Genomic DNA, 15,174 nt, shown 5'->3' with positions numbered 1-15,174 from the left:
TGGAAAACGCCGCTTCGTGTAGGAGGCGGCGCGCATGAGGGCCTGCATTTGGGTCGTCAGGCCTAGGCCTGCAGGGCCATGAAGCGGGTGAAATCCTTATGTGCGGCTTGCGTCCAGCCGGTTTCGGCCACGGCGGCAAGACGCGGGAAGGTGAGGGCTTCCAGATCGGCCCAGCTGCGGACCTGCTCCGTCCAGAGGCAGGCCTGAACGCCTTCGATCAGCCTCAAGTGATGCGCGGGAACGGCGGATTCCGGGGCGAAGGCATAGCTGTCGGCGAGGCTCGCGTGGCCTGCCCAGCCGCTGCCCGCCGCCTCCCAATGAGGGCTTTCGGCGATGTCCAGATAGGTGGCCTGCGCCGGACAGAGCACGAGCCGATAGCCGCGCTCCGCGAGCAGCGAGGCGACCTCCACATCCTGCCAGCAGAAAATCAGCGCCCCCTCCGGTGCAGCACTCTGCACGCGGCCCTGCTCATCCCAGAGCGCGATGCGGCGGCCCTGTTGGGCTAGCTTGCCTTGCAGGTGGGGGAAGAAGCTTTTCTGCAGATCCAGCACTGGAGCCTCCCCGGCGGCGGCTTGCGCCACGGGCGAGGTGGCCCAGGCGGCAGAGGGCAGTTCGTCGCCGCCAAGGTGGATCTCAGCCGCCGGGAAGATGGCGAGCAGGTCTGCGAGGATTGTCTCCACCGTTTCCACCGCGCCGGGCATGGCCGGGTTGAGGCTGTTGTTGGCAAAGTTCTGCACCGAACTGTAGCTGCGCGGGGCTTCCTGTGCGTCCACCAGTTCCGGCATGGCGCGCAGGAGCGCGGTGTTGTGGCCGGGCAGATCGATCTCCGGCATCACCTCGATGCGGAGCCCCGCCGCCGTGGCCACAACGCGGGCCATATCCGCCGTGCTGTAGTGCCCGCTGTGGCCGTCCGGCCCATCGCCAAGCTGCGCGGTGAGCGGCAGGCCGAAGCCGCGCTGCGCCCCGATCCCGGTGAGCTGCGGAAGCGAGCGGATCTCGGGCCGCCAGGCTTCATCATCGGTCAAGTGCCAGTGAAAACGGTTGAGCTTGAGCCAGGCCATATGGGCCAGCAGGCGCTCGACATCTTCGACGGCGAAGAAATGCCGTGCGCAATCCAGATGCATCCCGCGCCACGGGTAGGCCGGGGCGTCCTCGATCACGGAGCCCGTGGCCGGGAAGCCGAAGCCATGGCCGCAGCCCTCCAGCATCTGCGCCAGCGTGATGAGCGCCGGGAACAGGCCATCTTTGCCATGAGACAGCGTGATCGCCTCCGCGCCGATCTCAAGGCGGTAGGCTTCAGGCGGCAGGGCCTCATCGAGGCGCGGCAGGAGGGGAAGGCCGTCGGCCTCATTCAGCGGTCCGGCGTCCTTGCCGATTGTCTTGAGCACCCAGTTCAGCCGATCAAGCGCCGCACCGGCGGCAGATAGGTTGACCTTGGGCCGGGCCTGCAGGCCCGCCAGTTGCATCCCGTTGGGCCAGGGCGTGCAGCGGGGGCCGTCAAAAGCTTGCGGTTCGGGCTTGGGCAACGGGGCCACGCCCAGCTCCGGGTCGCGGCGCATGGGCTGGCAGGTGAGCGGTTGAACCGTGCCGTCAGGCAGCGCCAGCCACGCGCTGGCCGGGCCCTCGCCCGCGTGGCGCGGGATGAAGAAGAGATCGCCCACCGAAACGCATGTCGCGCCCGGATCCAGCGTGACCTCAAGGTAGGAGCCATCGGCCACAGTGAGTGTGCCACCCCGGATGTCGTCGCCGGAGAGCGGATAGAGTTGCGAAGTAAGGCAGAGCCGCGTGCCCTCGGGCAGGGCGTTCGTGCCGAGATCCAGATCGAGCCGCCCGTTGCCGGCGCCCGCGCGCCATTTGGGGATGAGGGTAAGTGTCACGCGCCTTGCTCCAGCCAACAAAGAAAACCTGCCGGATCGCTTGCGATCCGGAGCGCGCCCGGCCCCGCCCCCCAGGGCGGGCGCGCTTTTGCCCATCCGTTGCGCGCGCGGCTGCGTATCCTGAGGCACAGCCGCCCCGGTTGCGAAGACGCGCCCACCCTCGGGGCCGGGCGCGCTCCTGACCCTTTCGCCTAGATCCGCTGCCCCTCGGCATCAAAACGGTGCAGCGCGTCTTCCGTCCAGCCGATCTTCACAGCCTCTCCCAAAGCAAAACCGTGGGCGGGTGGCAGTTGCACCGTCACCCGCGCGCCCTTCACATCCACATAGGCGTAGGAGACCGGGCCGAGATCCTCGATCGCGGCGATGCTGCCTTCCAGCGCACCTTCCGCACCGATGCTCAGATGCTCCGGCCGCACGCCCAGCGTGGCGGCGCTTTCGCCCGCAAGCCCCAGATCGGCAACCGACAGCAGGTTCATCTTGGGCGAGCCGATGAAGCTCGCCACGAAGCTGTTGGCCGGATTGTGGTACAGCTCCATCGGGCTGCCGACCTGCTCGATCCGCCCGGCGCGCAGCACCACGATCTGATCGGCCAGAGTCATGGCTTCCACCTGATCGTGGGTCACGTAGATGAAGGTGGCCGACATCTGCCGGCGCAGCTCGGCGATCTGCAGGCGCATGTCCACCCGCAGTTCGGCGTCGAGGTTGGAAAGCGGCTCGTCAAAGAGGAAAGCCTTGGGGCTGCGCAAGATCGCACGGCCGATGGCCACCCGCTGGCGCTGCCCACCCGACAGATCCGCCGGTTTGCGGTCCAGATATTCGGTGAGCCGCAGCATCTGCGCCACCTCGTCCACCTTCTGGTGGATCTCGGCCTTGGGCCGCCCGGCCACCGAAAGCGCGAAGCCGATGTTGTCGCGTACGCTCATCTGCGGGTAAAGCGCGTAGGACTGGAACACCATGGCGAAATCGCGGTCCACCGGCGCTTCCTTGGCCACGTCGCGCCCCTCAAGGATGATCTCGCCGCTGTCGATCTCTTCCAGCCCGGCGATGGAGCGCAGCAAGGTGGACTTGCCGCAGCCCGAGGGGCCGACGAACACAACGAAGGCGTTTTCCGGGATCGACAGATTGATGTCGTGCAGCACCTGCACAGGGCCGTAGGATTTGCTGAGGTGTTTGATGTCGAGCGAAGACATGGGGCTACTCCTTGACACCGCCCTGCGTCAGCCCCTCGATGAATTGGCGGGAGGCGAGCAGGAAGGCGATAACGGTGGGGGCCAGCATGATGAGGATGCCGGCGAACATCAGGTGCCATTGCACGGAAAACTGGGCGCGGAATTCGGCGATGCCGAGGGTGAGCGGGTAAAGCTCGCGGCTCTGCAGGAAAATCAGCGGCAGGAAGTATTCGTTCCATGCCTGCACGAAACTCAGAAGCGCCACAGTGGCGAGCGCGGGCCGGATCAGGGGCAGCACAACGCGCCAGTAAATCTGGAACGGCAGCGCGCCGTCCATGCGGGCGGCGTCTTCCAACTCGCTGGGCACGGCTTTCAGGAAAGCCGTCAGGATGAAGACAGCCACGGGCATCATCGAGGCCGATTGCACGAGGATCAGCCCGGTGAGCGTATCAAGCAGGCCAAGCCCCTTCACGATGGTAAAGAGCGGTGCGAGCGCGAGGCGGATCGGGATGATGACGCCGATCATGAAGCAGGCAAACAGCAGCGCCGAGCCCTTGAACGGCATCCGCACCAGCACGAAAGCCGTGGTGGAGGCACAGAAGCAGACGATGATCACCACGCTCACCGAGATGATCGCGGAGTTCAGGAAGTAGCCGCCGAAATTCGCGCCCACCCAGGCCTCGGCATAGTTGGACCACGTCCATTCGGAAGGCAGCGAGAGCGGCGCGCGGTAGACTTCGCCGAGGTTGGGTTTGAGCGAGTTGATCACTGCCACGCCGAGCGGGATCAGCACCACGCAGGCCCAGGCGATCAGGATGAACTGAACGGCGAGCTGTTCCTTGCGCGACAGGCTGAAAATCTTGTGCATCGGTCAGTCCTTCCGCAGGTTCTTGAGCGCGAGGAAGAGCGCGGCGGGCAGGATCAGCAGCGCGGTGACAAGGCCGATGGCGGCGGCCATGCCGAAATTCACGTTCACGCTGGTGGCGGAACCGCCGAAGGAGGTGCGGAAGAGGAAGGTGCCCAGCACATCGGTGGAGCGCAGCGGCCCGGCCTCAGGCCCCATCAGCAGCAGCGTGTAATCGGCGTTGTTGAACACATCCACCATGACGATCACGGTGATCAGCACGAAGGCGGGCGCAAGCACGGGGAAAACAACCGCCTTCAGCATCCGCCAGCGCGAAGCGCCGTCGAGCATGGCGGCCTCGAGCAGGATCACCCGCACGCCGACGATAGCCGAGAGGATCAGCACGATGGCAAAGCTCATCCGGTGCCAGGCGTAGAACATCGCCAGCGTAGGCAGCGCGAGATCGGTATCGCCCAGAAAGCCGATGGGGGCGTCCCACCAACCCATGGTTTTCACGAAGAAGGTGTTGATCGCCCCGCGCGGCTGCACCATCAGGTCGAGCAGGAAGGCCACGGCAGCGCCTGCCAGCGGATAGGGCAGGAAGTAGATCGCGCGGTAGGCCCCGCGCCCCGTGGTGCCAAAGGACAGCAGCAGCGCCAGCGCCGAGCCGAGCAGAAGCATCGCGCCGATGATGAGCACGAACATCCAGACGTTCTGCACCAGCGCATTGACGAATTGATCGCGGTAATAGGGCTCCCGCGCGAGCTTGCGGAAGTTCTCAAACCCGACGAAATCCGCGTCCCCGATGCCCGGCCAGTTTACAAGGCTCAAGCCCAGAAGCGCCACGAGGGGCAGGAAGTTGAAGATCCCGAACAGCAGCAGGCCCGGCGTCAGAAGGGCGATCCTCTGCAGGTTGGCCTTCCGGTTGTAGCTCATCTTCGCCATGTGATCCCCATCACCCTTTAAAGATCGGGCGGGCCAATGAGGCCCGCCCGTTTCACATCACAGCTCAGCGCTTACTGGCAGTTTGCCGCGCCGACATAGCCCCAGGAGTTCAGGCCTGCCTGGATCTTGGCAGCCAGATCTTCCGGCGAGATGGAGCCGTTCAGCAGCTCTTGGTAGCCATCGGCCACCAGCTGGCCGTAGCTCGGCTCACCGGAGTTCAGCGCGTAGGCGAAGAAGGGCGTGGCGGAGGCGGAGTTGTTGGCCACGAGGCCCGCGATCTCGGCGAGGCGTGGATCTTCGATGGCGTAGTCGCCGCCGTAGACGGGCAGCTCACCCACCATGCCGGCAAAGAGCTCGGCGAACTCCTTGGTGGTGGTGAAGGCCAGAACCTTGTTCACCGCTTCGGCGTGCTCGGAGTTCGCGTTGGCGAGGTAGGAGCCGTCACCGAAGGCGTAGACCTTGCCGTTCTTGCCCGGCACCGGCATGAAGCCGATTTCGAGGGTCGGGTCGATCTCATACATCGGCGAGGAGGGGCCCGAGGACCATGCGCCGTCGATCATCATCGCGGCTTCGCCCAGCGCAACGGCCGTGCGCATCGCGCCATAGTCGTCGGCCAGCGGTGCGGCGTTCATCAGGCCAGCGTCCATCCAGCCCTTCACGGTGGCCAGCGTTTCCACGAAGGCCTCATCGGTGAAACAGACGGAGCCGTCGATCAGGCCTTGGGCGGTGGCGTCGTCCATCAGGCCGGCGGTCATCACTTCGCCCACCACCTGGTTCAGCCACCAGCCGGAGCGGCCGCCGAAGCTGAAGGGGGTGACGCCAGCGGCCTTGAGCGTGTCGGCTGCGGCTTTCAGCTCGTCCAGCGTTTTGGGCTCTTCGATCCCGTTGGCAGCAAAAACGCCCTTGTTGTAGAGGATGCTTTCCATCTGCACCGCGAAAGGCACGCCGTACTGGGTGCCATCAGCGCCCTGACCGGCCGAGAGTGTGGCCGCAGCCAGACCGGAGAGATCGATCGAGCCGTCCAGCGGCGCAACGATGCCCGCATCAACGAAGCTTTTCAGCCAGGCAGCACCGGCGCGACCTTGGAAGAGGTCCGGGCCACCGTCTTGCAGGTCGATGCGCAGCTTGTTGTCGTAGTTGTCGGCGGGGATGCGGACGAAGTTGATCGTCACACCGTCGATGAGGTTGTTTTGCGAGATGTGCTCCCAGAGCGGGATCTCCTGCTCACGCCAGGAGTAGAGGGTCAGGTCCTGGGCCGCGGCCTCTACGGCGAAGCTCGCCATAAGCCCTGCCAGAACGAGTTTGCCAGTATGTGCAGTCACGGATCGGGTCCTCCCTTGGATCTAATTGGCATTACAAAGGTATCTAATTTGTGCAATCACGCAAGCGGGAGGTTTCCGGCGCTGCCTGAATTGGCGCTTTACCACTGTTTTGAAAGAAAATAATTCAACGTCAACTTGGCCGCAAGAGACATCCCCGCGACCTATTGGTATTTCTTTTTGCCATATTGGTATTTATTCACAAGAAGCTGTCACGAGGTGAGGCGGCGGAATCAATCACCAATTTCAACGTCAGGTTGGGCCGCCAGATCCCGCGCAACGAAGCAGGCCTCAGCGTTGTCCAAACCGGGCACAGGGGCGAAGCCGAGCTTACCGTAGAAGCGCAGCGCACGGGCATTCTGCGCGGCGACGCCAAGGTGGATGCCCCCGGCCCCGGCCTGCGCAAGGGTCTGCATCAACTGCAGCATCAGGGGCGCGGCGACGCCTTTGCCTTGGGCGCGGGGCAGCAGGTCGATGTGCCCATGGGCAGGCCAGCGCGAAAGCGATGCCGGGGCCTGCGGTGGGCGGTGCACCCAGTTGCGCAGCCAATCGCTGCGCCCCCAGGCAGCAGGGTCTGCACCGGGGTCAACGCAACCCGCGCGCAAGGAAGGCCACCAGTGCTCCGCCTGCCAGGCCTCGAAGGCCCCGGTATCAGCCACCCCCACCGTATAGCCGCAGGGGCCCAGCGCATCCTCCAACACGAAGGCGAACTGAGGCGCGAAGGCCAGATAGGGGTCGAGAAAGATCGCGGGCAAAAGTTCCGGCGCTTCTTCGACAGCGCGCGCATCCTCTCCGGCGGCACCGGTGCGGATGCAGATGTCGGACAGCGCCTCTGCATCCCCCGCCTGAAACACACGTATCTGGCTCGCCATAGCGCCCCCTTTCGTCCAATCACCCCCGCTCCATCCGCCCAGCGCCGCGCGGTGTCAACCGGCAGGGGGAGGACCGCTTTGCCAACAGACGGGCATGGGATAGCCTCTCCGCAGGAAGCTGACGAGGGGCAGGATATGAGCGCACGCATCGAAGATACCGACGTCCTCGTGATCGGCGGGGGCACCGCAGGCTTCGGCGCTGCCGTTGCCGCCGGACGCAGTGGGCTGAGCGTCCTGCTTCTGGAGGCAAGTTCGAAGATTGGCGGCGTGATGGCCTTTTGCCCGGGGATGCCCTGGGGCGGTGCCTATCCGGTTGACGAGATCATCGGCGGGTTGATCGAGGAGGTAACGGAGCGGCTTGCCGCAATGCGCCCGCCCGCCGCCGTCAAACGGCCCTGCAACCTCGCCAATTTCGGCCCCGAAATCCTCTATGACCACGACATCGCAACCTTCACGATGTTCGAAATGTTGGAAGAATCCGGCGTCCGCCTGCGCCTCAACGCGACAGCCGGCACCCCGATCATGGACGCAGGCCATATTACCGAGGTGCTTTGCCATGATCGCAATGGCACATTCACCGTGCGCCCGCGCATCGTGATCGATTGCTCTGGAGACGGGGACATCTCGGCCAAGGCGGGGGTGCCGTTCAGCCTGGGCGACGCCTCAGGCAATATGATGGCGGTCACGATCTCCTTCCACATGATCGGGGTGGACTGGGACGCCGCTTTCGTCGATCCCGATCCCTATTTCACCCGCTATGCATCCGCCGGCGTGGCCGATGGCAGGCTGCATCCCGATCTGTCCCAGCTCTACCTCATGAAGGGCTTCCATGCCGGAAGCGTGTTCTGCAACTCCGTGCATGTGCGCGGGGTGGATGGCACTGATCCCGTCGCGGTGGCCGCCGCAACGCAGGAAGGCCGCCGCCGCTGTGTGGCGCTGGCGCGTTTCCTGCGCAGCGATGTGCCGGGCTTTGAAGGCGCGCATATGGCGATGCTCTCGCCCACGGTCGGCGTCCGTGAAACGCGCAAATTGCGGGGCGTCTACCAACTCACAGGCACCGATCTGGCGGCCGCCGTCAAATTCCCTGACGGGATCGTCAGCTGCGACAATCCCGTGGACGACGTGATGCGCGCCGAAGGAGACATGACGAATGAGGCGGCGCTGACGGCGGGCGGCTACTACACGATCCCCTTTCGCAGCCTGCTGCCGGAGCATATCGACAACCTGATGTTTGCGGGCCGCATCCTGTCGGCGGATCCGGTGGCCTTCGCCTCGGTGCGGGGGATGCCCCAGTGCATGGCGATGGGTCAGGCCACAGGAACTGCAGCCGCGCTCGCCCTGCACCACGGATGCGCGGTGCAGGACGTCGACATCGACGCGCTGATCGCAGCGCTTCGGGCGCAGGGCGTGAACCGGATCGGCGGCGCAACGCCCTGACACCAGAAACGCGTCAGATGATCTCGTCCTCGTCGAACATCGGATCATCCTCGAGCTGGGCTTCCAGATCCTCGACCGCGCCTTCCGCGCGTTCCATGGATTTCACCCGGCCCACGTGGAACACCGCATCGCCCTCGTTGACGATGGGCATCACCGCGCGGCCCACGATGATCCCGTCGAATGTGGCGCGGATGTCGGTTTCCTCCTCGCCGAACGGGTCAGACACCGTGGCCAGCAGATCGCCTTCGCGCACCAGCGCGCCGTCGCCCTTGTAGATGCGCAGCAGCCCACCCATGGGCGCGCGCAGCCATTTGCTGGAGGGGCAGAACTGCGGCGGCGCTTTGGGTTTGGACACCCCGCGCGCCGCGATCATCCCCATCTGGCGCATCACCCGCATCACGCCGGCCACGCCCGCGCGCACGGAAAACTCGTCAAACCGCAGGCCTTCGCCCGCTTCATAGAGCAGCACCGGCGTGCCGACGCCCTTGGCCGCCTGCCGCAAGGAGCCGTCGCGCAGGGGCGAGCGGATGGTGATCGGCGCGCCAAAAACCTTCGCCAGCTCCTCCATCTGCGCGTCATCCGGCGAAATCCGCACCTGCGGGTAGTTCGTCCGGTGCACGGCGGCGGAGTGCAGATCGATCCCCATATCGGCGGGGGCCACGACCGAAGTCAGGAAGCGGTGCGCGAGCCGCGCGGCCAGCGAGCCGCCCTCGCTGCCGGGGAAGCAGCGGTTGAGATCGCGGCGGTCCGGCAGGTAGCGGGAATGGTTGATCAACCCGTAGGCGTTCACGATCGGCACCGCCAGCAGCGTGCCCTTCAGCGTTTTCAGGGCGGGCGAGGCCAGCACGCGGCGGATGATCTCCACCCCGATGACCTCGTCGCCATGAATGCCGCCCGAGACAAACAGCACCGGCCCCGCCACCTTGCCGTGCACCACATGCACCGACATGGAAACGGGCGTGTGATCCGACAGCACGCTGACGGGCAGGTCCACCGTGCGCCGGCTGCCCGGCGCAACGTTGGTGGTGCCAATCGCGAAGCCTTCGCGCTTGGCCATCAGCCCTTGCCCTTGGTGCGGGTCGCGCCGGGCTTGGCGTTCTTCTCGAGGTACTCGATCATCTTGCCCGCGATATCGAGGCCGGTGGCTTTCTCCACACCTTCGAGGCCGGGCGAGGAGTTCACCTCCATGATCACCGGGCCATGGTTGGCGCGCAGCATGTCCACACCGCAGGCGTTCAGGCCCATCGTCTTGGCGGCGCGCACGGCGGTGGCGCGTTCCTCGGCGGTGAGTTTCACAAGGTTGGCGGAGCCGCCACGGTGCAGGTTGGAGCGGAACTCGCCCTCGGCCCCGGTGCGTTTCATGGCCGCGATCACCTTGCCGCCCACCACGATGGCGCGGATGTCGGTGCCGCCGGCTTCTTTGATGAATTCCTGCAGCAGGATGTTCACGCCCGCACCGCGGAAGGCTTCCACCACGGATTTCGCCGAGCGGTCGGTGTCGGCGAGAACCACACCGATGCCCTGCGTGCCTTCCAGAAGCTTGATCACGATGGGCGCGCCACCGGCGAGCTTCAGCACTTCCTCGGTTTGCTTCGGATCATGGGCGAAGGTCGTCACCGGAAGGCCGATGCCGTCGCGCGCCAGCAGCTGCATGGAGCGCAGCTTGTCGCGCGAGCGGCCGATGGCGACGCTTTCGTTGAGCGGGTAGACGCCCATCATCTCGAACTGGCGCAGCACGGCCGTGCCGTAGAAGGTGACGGAGGCTCCGATCCGCGGGATCACGGCGTCATAGCCGGTCAGCTTTTCGCCGTTGTAGTAGATCTCGGGCCGGCGGGCGGCGATGTTCATATAGCAGCGCAGCGTGTCGATGATGTCGAGCTGGTGGCCACGCTCTTCTGCCGCCTCCTTCAGCCGCTGGTGCGAATAGAGTTTGGCGTTGCGAGCAAGCATTGCGATCTTCATCAGGTATCCTTTCTGCTTTGCTTGTGAGGGTTGTCAGAGATCAGGTAGGCCCGCTTGGTGTGAACGGCGACGGCGTGATTCTTCAGCGCCGAACGACCTATGATCATCGGAAACGTCATGTTGCTGCGATCGGCAAGCGAAAGATCGATCGTCCACAGCCGATTGCCGAATTTGGCCTTGCTGCGGATCACGATGCGCTCTTCCGGGATGCCGCTCGTGTTCTTGATCCAGCGCATACTGGCCACGCGCGCCTCGATGGTGCGCATGTGATCCGCATCGAGCGCGCCCGCAAGCGTACGGAAGCGCACCCACTCCTTGCCATCGCGCTGGAAATGCTCGATCCGGGTGGCATGGAGCGCGGTTGTGCGCGCGCCGGTGTCGATCTTGGATTTCACCCCATTGAGATCAAGTTCGGGCAGATCGATGGATTCCATCCAGCCGATCACGGTCAGATCGGTGCCCGCCGAAGGGACAGTCGTGGCCATGTCAAACATCCTTACAGCAACCAGGGCATCATGAGCGTGGCGAAGCTTAGAACGAAGAAGAAACCCGCCATATCGGTGATCGTGGTGAGCAGCGGGCCGGAGGCCGCGGCCGGATCCTGCCCGAGGCGTTTGAGCAGCAGCGGCACCACGCCACCGATGGACACGGCGAGCATGGTGTTCAGCGCCAAGGCCGCGCCGATCACAAGGCCAAGCGCGGGGTTGCCCTTCCAGATCCAGGCCACGATGCCGATCAGGATCCCAAGCGCGATGCCGTTGATCAAACCGACGGAGATTTCCTTGATCCAGACGCGGAAGGCGTCCACCGGGCGCACGAGGCCAAGGCTCAGCTCGCGCATCGTCACGCCCACGGCCTGGTTGCCCGAGCAGCCGCTCATGTCCGACACCATCGGCAGGAAGACGGCCAGCGCGATCACCGCGGCGAGCGTTTCCTCATAGGCCGAGATTACGCTAGCGGCGATCACGTTCAGCACGATATTGGCCGAAAGCCACGCCAGACGGCGGCGCGAGCGCAGCCAGAGCGGCATGGAGCGCAGCTCGTCGCCCACCACACCCTGCCGCTTCAGGCTTTCGCTCTCGCTGCGTTCCAGCACGGCATCGGCCACGGCGGAGCGCGACACGACGCCCACCAGAAGGCCCAGATCGTCCACCACGGGCACACCAAGGAAAGGGTGCTCGTCGAAGATGTCTTCCAGATCGGTCAGCAGCGTGTGCACCGTCACCGTGATCGGCTTGACCATGATCTCCGAGAGCGCCGTGCTACGCTTGGCGGTGAGCAGGCCGCGCAGCGACACCACGCCCACCGGGCGCCCCTCGGCGTCGGTGATATAGGGGTGCTGGCCCCGGTAGCGCTCGAAATCATCATCCTCGGAGGCCAGATCGCGCAGCACCTTGCCCACGGTCTGGTTGACGGTGAAGCGGAACACTTCCGACATCATCAGGCCACCGGCGGTGCCGTCGTCATAGGCGGCGAGGCGGCGCACGTCGGCGGCGTCCTCTTCGTCCATCTCCTTCAGGATGGCCTCGGCCTCTTCCTCATCCATCTCGCCGATCACGTCGGCCTGAATGTCGGAGTCGAGTTCCTCAAGGATCTCGGCGGCGCGCTCGGGCTCCATCCGCTCCACGAGGTCCACGGCCATCTCGTTGGGCGCTTCCTCGATCAGCTCGGCCGCAAGCTCTGCCGGCAGGAGGTTGAGCACCTTGTCTCGGTCTTCGCGAGGCAGGGACAGCAGTTCGCGCAGGGCCTCGCTGTAGGGCAGCGGGTCCAGCAGCTCGGCCAGCATGGCCGCGTCGTTCTCGTCCACCGCCTTGCGGATCAGCGGCGCGATGTCCTTTTGCGGGGGATCTTGAAGCTCAAGCTCGTCCATACCCTGCCCTTTCCTGTTTACGGCAGCCCTACAAGTGTGATAGTTTTTTGTCTATAGCTAATTTTTAACACGACATGGCAAAATGAACCACGAAGACACAGCCGAAAAGCTCGCCGCCCTCTACTCAACGGAATTCGGCGGCAAGCCCTCGGGGCGGTTTCGCATCCCGGAAAAACTGCTGCGGGAGATGATGGGGCGGCGGCGGCTTTATGAGAGCGACATCACCGCACTGTCCCGCGCCCTGCTGGAGCGCGGCCATGTGCTGATCGACATGGACAGCTTCTACGTGGTGATGAGCGCGAATTCCTTCGTGAACTATCGCCGCGTCGGCAAGGATCTGGTCTGAGAACGAAAAAAGCGCCGTAAAAAACGGCGCTTTTTCAATGTGGTACTCCAAGAACAGCGGCGTACTTCAAAGCCCTCGCAGATCCTCGGGCAGCAGGGCCTCGGGGATATTCTGGTAGCTGACAGGCCGCAGGAAGCGGCGGATCGCCAGCGTGCCCACGGAGGTTGCACCAAAGTTGGTGGAGGCCGGGTAAGGCCCGCCGTGCACCATCGCATCGGCCACTTCCACACCCGTGGGAAAGCCGTTGGCCAGCACCCGGCCCGCTTTACGCTCCAAGACCGGCATCAGGGCGGCGGCTTGCGCTGTGTCAGACTCCTCCATCTGCAGGGTGCAGGTGAGTTGCCCGTGCAGCGCATGGGCCACAGCCTGCATCTCTTCCCGGTCCGAGACCTCCACGACCATGCCCATCGGCCCGAAGACCTCCTCGCCCAGCGCTGCGTTGGCCAGCCACGCTGCGCCGGTGGTGGCGTAGAGATAGGGCGTGGCGTTGCGCATGTCGCAGGTGGTTGTGAGCACCTCACGCACGCCGGCGCTGGCCGCGATCTTGCTCGCGCCGGAGCGGTAGGCCGTGGCGATGCCATCGGTCAGCATCACCTGCGGGCCAACCTCAGCCAGCGCGGCGCGGGCGGTTTCAAGGAAGCTCTCAGCTTCCGCGCCTTTTTCCACAACGACAATGCCGGGATTGGTGCAGAACTGGCCCACGCCCATGGTCAGCGATCCGGCCCAGCCCTTGGCGATCTCCGCGCCGCGCGCGGCCAGAGCGCCGGGCAGCAGGAACACCGGGTTCACGCTGCCAAGCTCGCCAAAGAAGGGGATCGGCTCAGGCCGGGCGGCGCAAAGATCAAAAAGAGCGCGGCCTGCGCCGAGCGAGCCGGTGAAGCCCACGGCGCGGATCAGCGGGTGCTGTACGAGCGCGGCGCCCAGTTCGTTGGTGTTGCCCTGCACAAGGCTGAACACGCCCGGATGCACACTGCAGGAGGCGATGGCGGCGGCGATGGCCTCTGCTACGATCTCGCCGGTGCCGGGATGGGCCGGGTGGCCCTTCACCACAACGGGGCAGCCCGCCGCCAGCGCAGCCGCCGTGTCGCCCCCGGCGGTGGAGAAGGCGAGCGGGAAGTTCGATGCGCCGAACACGACGACGGGGCCGATGGGGCGCTGCACCATCTTCAGATCGGGCCGGGGCAGCGGCGCACGGTCGGGCAGCGCTGCGTCGTGGCGCACGTCGAGATATTTCCCTTCGCGCACATGGGCCGCGAAAAGGCGCAGCTGGCCCGTGGTGCGTCCGCGCTCGCCCTCAAGGCGGGCGGCAGGCAGGCCGGTTTCGCGGGTGCCGATGTCGGTGATCTGCGCACCGCGCGCTTCGATCTCGTCGGCGATGGCGTCGAGGAAGGCCGCGCGGCTTTCCCGGCTGCTATAGCCGTAGCTCACGAAAGCGGCTTCCGCCGCCTCGCAGGCCCGCGCGGCCTCCGCTGCGCCGCCATTGGCGATGTCAGAGGCCGGCCCTTCGAGCGGTTGGGAGAGGAAAGTGCCCGAAGAAGCGACCCAGTCGCCGGCGATCAGGTGTTTGCCGGTAGGCGAATACATGGAAAACCTCGTGTTACTTGCCCCAGCGCAGGGCGATCAGATCCAGTTCGCGCGAGAGCGACAGGAGCCGTTCCCTTGTGCGCGGTGTCATCGGCTTCAGCGGATGACGCACGTGATCGGATCCGATCACCCCGCCCTCCATCATCACCGTTTTTGCCGCGCGCAGACCGCATTGGCGGTTTTCGTGGTTGATCAGCGGCAGGCACAGCTTCCACTGCGCCAGTGCCGCATCCGTGTTGCCCGCGCGGAACTCGGTGACAATCGGGCGGATCTTCTCCGGCTGCAAGGCGGAAGTCATCGTGCCGGTGCACCCTGCGTCAAGATCGGCCAGCAGGGTGGCTGCTTCCTCACCGTCAAACGGCCCGACGATGTCCTTTCCGCCCGCCTCGATCAGAAGGGCGAGCTTGTCGGCGGCGAAGGGCATTTCCATCTTGAAGTAAGAGACATTCTCGATCTCCTTCGCCATACGTACCAGCAGCGGCACGGAAAGCGTGCAGCCTGAAAGCGGCGCATCCTGCACCATGATCGGGATGGAGACCGCATCCGACGCCGCAGCGAAATGCTCGAAGATTCCCGCTTCCGAGGGCACCAGCCCGACGCCGTGATAGGGCGGCATCATCATCAGCATCGACGCGCCCAGCGCCTCGGCCTGCCGCGCGCGGGCGGTGACGATCCCCGTAGCAAAATGGCTGATCGTCACGATCACCGGCACCCGGCCCGCCACATGCTCAAGGCTCACGCGGGTGAGTGTGGCGCGCTCCTCATCCGTCAGAACGAACTGTTCGGAGTAATTGGCGAGGATGCAGATCGCGTCCACCCCCTGATCGATCATGCAATCAAGCACCCGGCACATGCCTTCGGGATCGATCGATCCATCGGCATGGAAAGGCGTGGGGGCAACGGGAAGGATACCGGTGAGCGGCGTTTTCATATCAGCTCTCTTCAGGTT

The 15,174-nt window shown here is 65.1% G+C and carries 14 protein-coding genes; 2 read left to right on the top strand and 12 right to left on the bottom strand.

Annotation, left to right across the window (positions count from 1 at the left end):
• Window positions 1-62: 62 nt before the first annotated feature.
• From KVX96_RS17715 to KVX96_RS17690, 6 genes are all read right to left on the bottom strand, one after another.
• Window positions 63-1,877, bottom strand: a complete 1,815-nt coding sequence (locus KVX96_RS17715) for a beta-N-acetylhexosaminidase (RefSeq protein WP_261196125.1) — start codon at window positions 1,875-1,877, stop codon at window positions 63-65.
• Between the two features lie 191 nt (window positions 1,878-2,068).
• Window positions 2,069-3,067 carry an ABC transporter ATP-binding protein gene (locus KVX96_RS17710; protein WP_261196124.1) on the bottom strand — a complete coding sequence of 333 codons (999 nt, stop codon included), beginning with the start codon at window positions 3,065-3,067 and terminating at the stop codon, window positions 2,069-2,071.
• Window positions 3,068-3,071: 4 nt separating this feature from the next.
• Window positions 3,072-3,914 (bottom strand): carbohydrate ABC transporter permease, encoded by an 843-nt coding sequence (locus KVX96_RS17705; protein WP_261196122.1) that lies wholly within the window; start codon window positions 3,912-3,914, stop codon window positions 3,072-3,074.
• A gap of 3 nt (window positions 3,915-3,917) precedes the next feature.
• Window positions 3,918-4,835, bottom strand: coding sequence for a carbohydrate ABC transporter permease (locus KVX96_RS17700; RefSeq protein ID WP_261196121.1), 918 nt, complete (start codon window positions 4,833-4,835; stop codon window positions 3,918-3,920).
• Window positions 4,836-4,906: 71 nt separating this feature from the next.
• Entirely contained in the window at window positions 4,907-6,157 is a 1,251-nt protein-coding gene (locus KVX96_RS17695) for an extracellular solute-binding protein (protein ID WP_261196120.1), read from the bottom strand.
• Window positions 6,158-6,387: 230 nt separating this feature from the next.
• Window positions 6,388-7,026 carry a GNAT family N-acetyltransferase gene (locus KVX96_RS17690; protein WP_261196119.1) on the bottom strand — a complete coding sequence of 213 codons (639 nt, stop codon included), beginning with the start codon at window positions 7,024-7,026 and terminating at the stop codon, window positions 6,388-6,390.
• A 135-nt stretch (window positions 7,027-7,161) separates the two neighbouring features.
• Here KVX96_RS17690 and KVX96_RS17685 point away from each other — a divergent pair, with 135 nt between their 5' ends.
• A complete protein-coding gene (locus KVX96_RS17685; protein ID WP_261196118.1) occupies window positions 7,162-8,463 on the top strand; it encodes an FAD-dependent oxidoreductase in 1,302 nt (433 codons plus the stop codon).
• Between the two features lie 13 nt (window positions 8,464-8,476).
• On the opposite strand, the gene KVX96_RS17680 is transcribed toward KVX96_RS17685, so the two are convergent.
• From KVX96_RS17680 to mgtE, 4 genes are read right to left on the bottom strand one after another with little or no spacing between them, the layout of a single operon-like run.
• Window positions 8,477-9,520, bottom strand: a complete 1,044-nt coding sequence (locus tag KVX96_RS17680; RefSeq protein WP_261196117.1) for a succinylglutamate desuccinylase/aspartoacylase family protein — start codon at window positions 9,518-9,520, stop codon at window positions 8,477-8,479.
• Complete coding sequence (rimK, locus tag KVX96_RS17675; protein WP_261196116.1) at window positions 9,520-10,425, bottom strand: 30S ribosomal protein S6--L-glutamate ligase; 906 nt, start codon at window positions 10,423-10,425, stop codon at window positions 9,520-9,522. The genes KVX96_RS17680 and rimK overlap by 1 nt, the downstream gene beginning before the upstream one ends.
• Window positions 10,425-10,910: an ATP-dependent zinc protease gene (locus KVX96_RS17670; protein WP_261196115.1), complete on the bottom strand. Its 486-nt coding sequence runs from the start codon at window positions 10,908-10,910 to the stop codon at window positions 10,425-10,427. The genes rimK and KVX96_RS17670 overlap by 1 nt, the downstream gene beginning before the upstream one ends.
• A gap of 11 nt (window positions 10,911-10,921) precedes the next feature.
• Entirely contained in the window at window positions 10,922-12,295 is a 1,374-nt protein-coding gene (gene mgtE, locus KVX96_RS17665) for a magnesium transporter (RefSeq protein ID WP_261196114.1), read from the bottom strand.
• Window positions 12,296-12,377: 82 nt separating this feature from the next.
• Here mgtE and KVX96_RS17660 point away from each other — a divergent pair, with 82 nt between their 5' ends.
• The gene (locus KVX96_RS17660; protein ID WP_261196113.1) at window positions 12,378-12,641 is read left to right on the top strand and encodes a hypothetical protein; all 264 of its coding nucleotides are present in this window, start codon (window positions 12,378-12,380) and stop codon (window positions 12,639-12,641) included.
• Window positions 12,642-12,707: 66 nt separating this feature from the next.
• Here KVX96_RS17660 and KVX96_RS17655 read toward each other — a convergent pair whose 3' ends face one another.
• A complete protein-coding gene (locus tag KVX96_RS17655) occupies window positions 12,708-14,225 on the bottom strand; it encodes an aldehyde dehydrogenase (NADP(+)) (protein WP_261196112.1) in 1,518 nt (505 codons plus the stop codon).
• 13 nt (window positions 14,226-14,238) lie between these two features.
• Window positions 14,239-15,156: a dihydrodipicolinate synthase family protein gene (locus tag KVX96_RS17650; protein ID WP_261196111.1), complete on the bottom strand. Its 918-nt coding sequence runs from the start codon at window positions 15,154-15,156 to the stop codon at window positions 14,239-14,241.
• Between the last annotated feature and the right edge of the window lie 18 nt (window positions 15,157-15,174).

The organism is Pseudoruegeria sp. SHC-113 (genome assembly GCF_025376885.1).
Taxonomy (GTDB): Bacteria; Pseudomonadota; Alphaproteobacteria; order Rhodobacterales; family Rhodobacteraceae; genus Pseudoruegeria.
The sequence above is the reverse complement of the archived record's forward strand: the minus strand, read 5'-3'. Positions and strand labels throughout refer to the sequence as shown.

Coding starts and splice junctions, on each gene's coding strand:
- KVX96_RS17710 (WP_261196124.1), bottom strand. CDS start 3,067: ATGTCTTCGCTCGACATCAAACACCTCAGCAAATCCTACGGCCCTGTG.
- KVX96_RS17705 (WP_261196122.1), bottom strand. CDS start 3,914: ATGCACAAGATTTTCAGCCTGTCGCGCAAGGAACAGCTCGCCGTTCAG.
- KVX96_RS17700 (WP_261196121.1), bottom strand. CDS start 4,835: ATGGCGAAGATGAGCTACAACCGGAAGGCCAACCTGCAGAGGATCGCC.
- KVX96_RS17690 (WP_261196119.1), bottom strand. CDS start 7,026: ATGGCGAGCCAGATACGTGTGTTTCAGGCGGGGGATGCAGAGGCGCTG.
- KVX96_RS17685 (WP_261196118.1), top strand. CDS start 7,162: ATGAGCGCACGCATCGAAGATACCGACGTCCTCGTGATCGGCGGGGGC.
- KVX96_RS17680 (WP_261196117.1), bottom strand. CDS start 9,520: ATGGCCAAGCGCGAAGGCTTCGCGATTGGCACCACCAACGTTGCGCCG.
- rimK (WP_261196116.1), bottom strand. CDS start 10,425: ATGAAGATCGCAATGCTTGCTCGCAACGCCAAACTCTATTCGCACCAG.
- KVX96_RS17670 (WP_261196115.1), bottom strand. CDS start 10,910: ATGGCCACGACTGTCCCTTCGGCGGGCACCGATCTGACCGTGATCGGC.
- mgtE (WP_261196114.1), bottom strand. CDS start 12,295: ATGGACGAGCTTGAGCTTCAAGATCCCCCGCAAAAGGACATCGCGCCG.
- KVX96_RS17660 (WP_261196113.1), top strand. CDS start 12,378: ATGAACCACGAAGACACAGCCGAAAAGCTCGCCGCCCTCTACTCAACG.
- KVX96_RS17655 (WP_261196112.1), bottom strand. CDS start 14,225: ATGTATTCGCCTACCGGCAAACACCTGATCGCCGGCGACTGGGTCGCT.
- KVX96_RS17650 (WP_261196111.1), bottom strand. CDS start 15,156: ATGAAAACGCCGCTCACCGGTATCCTTCCCGTTGCCCCCACGCCTTTC.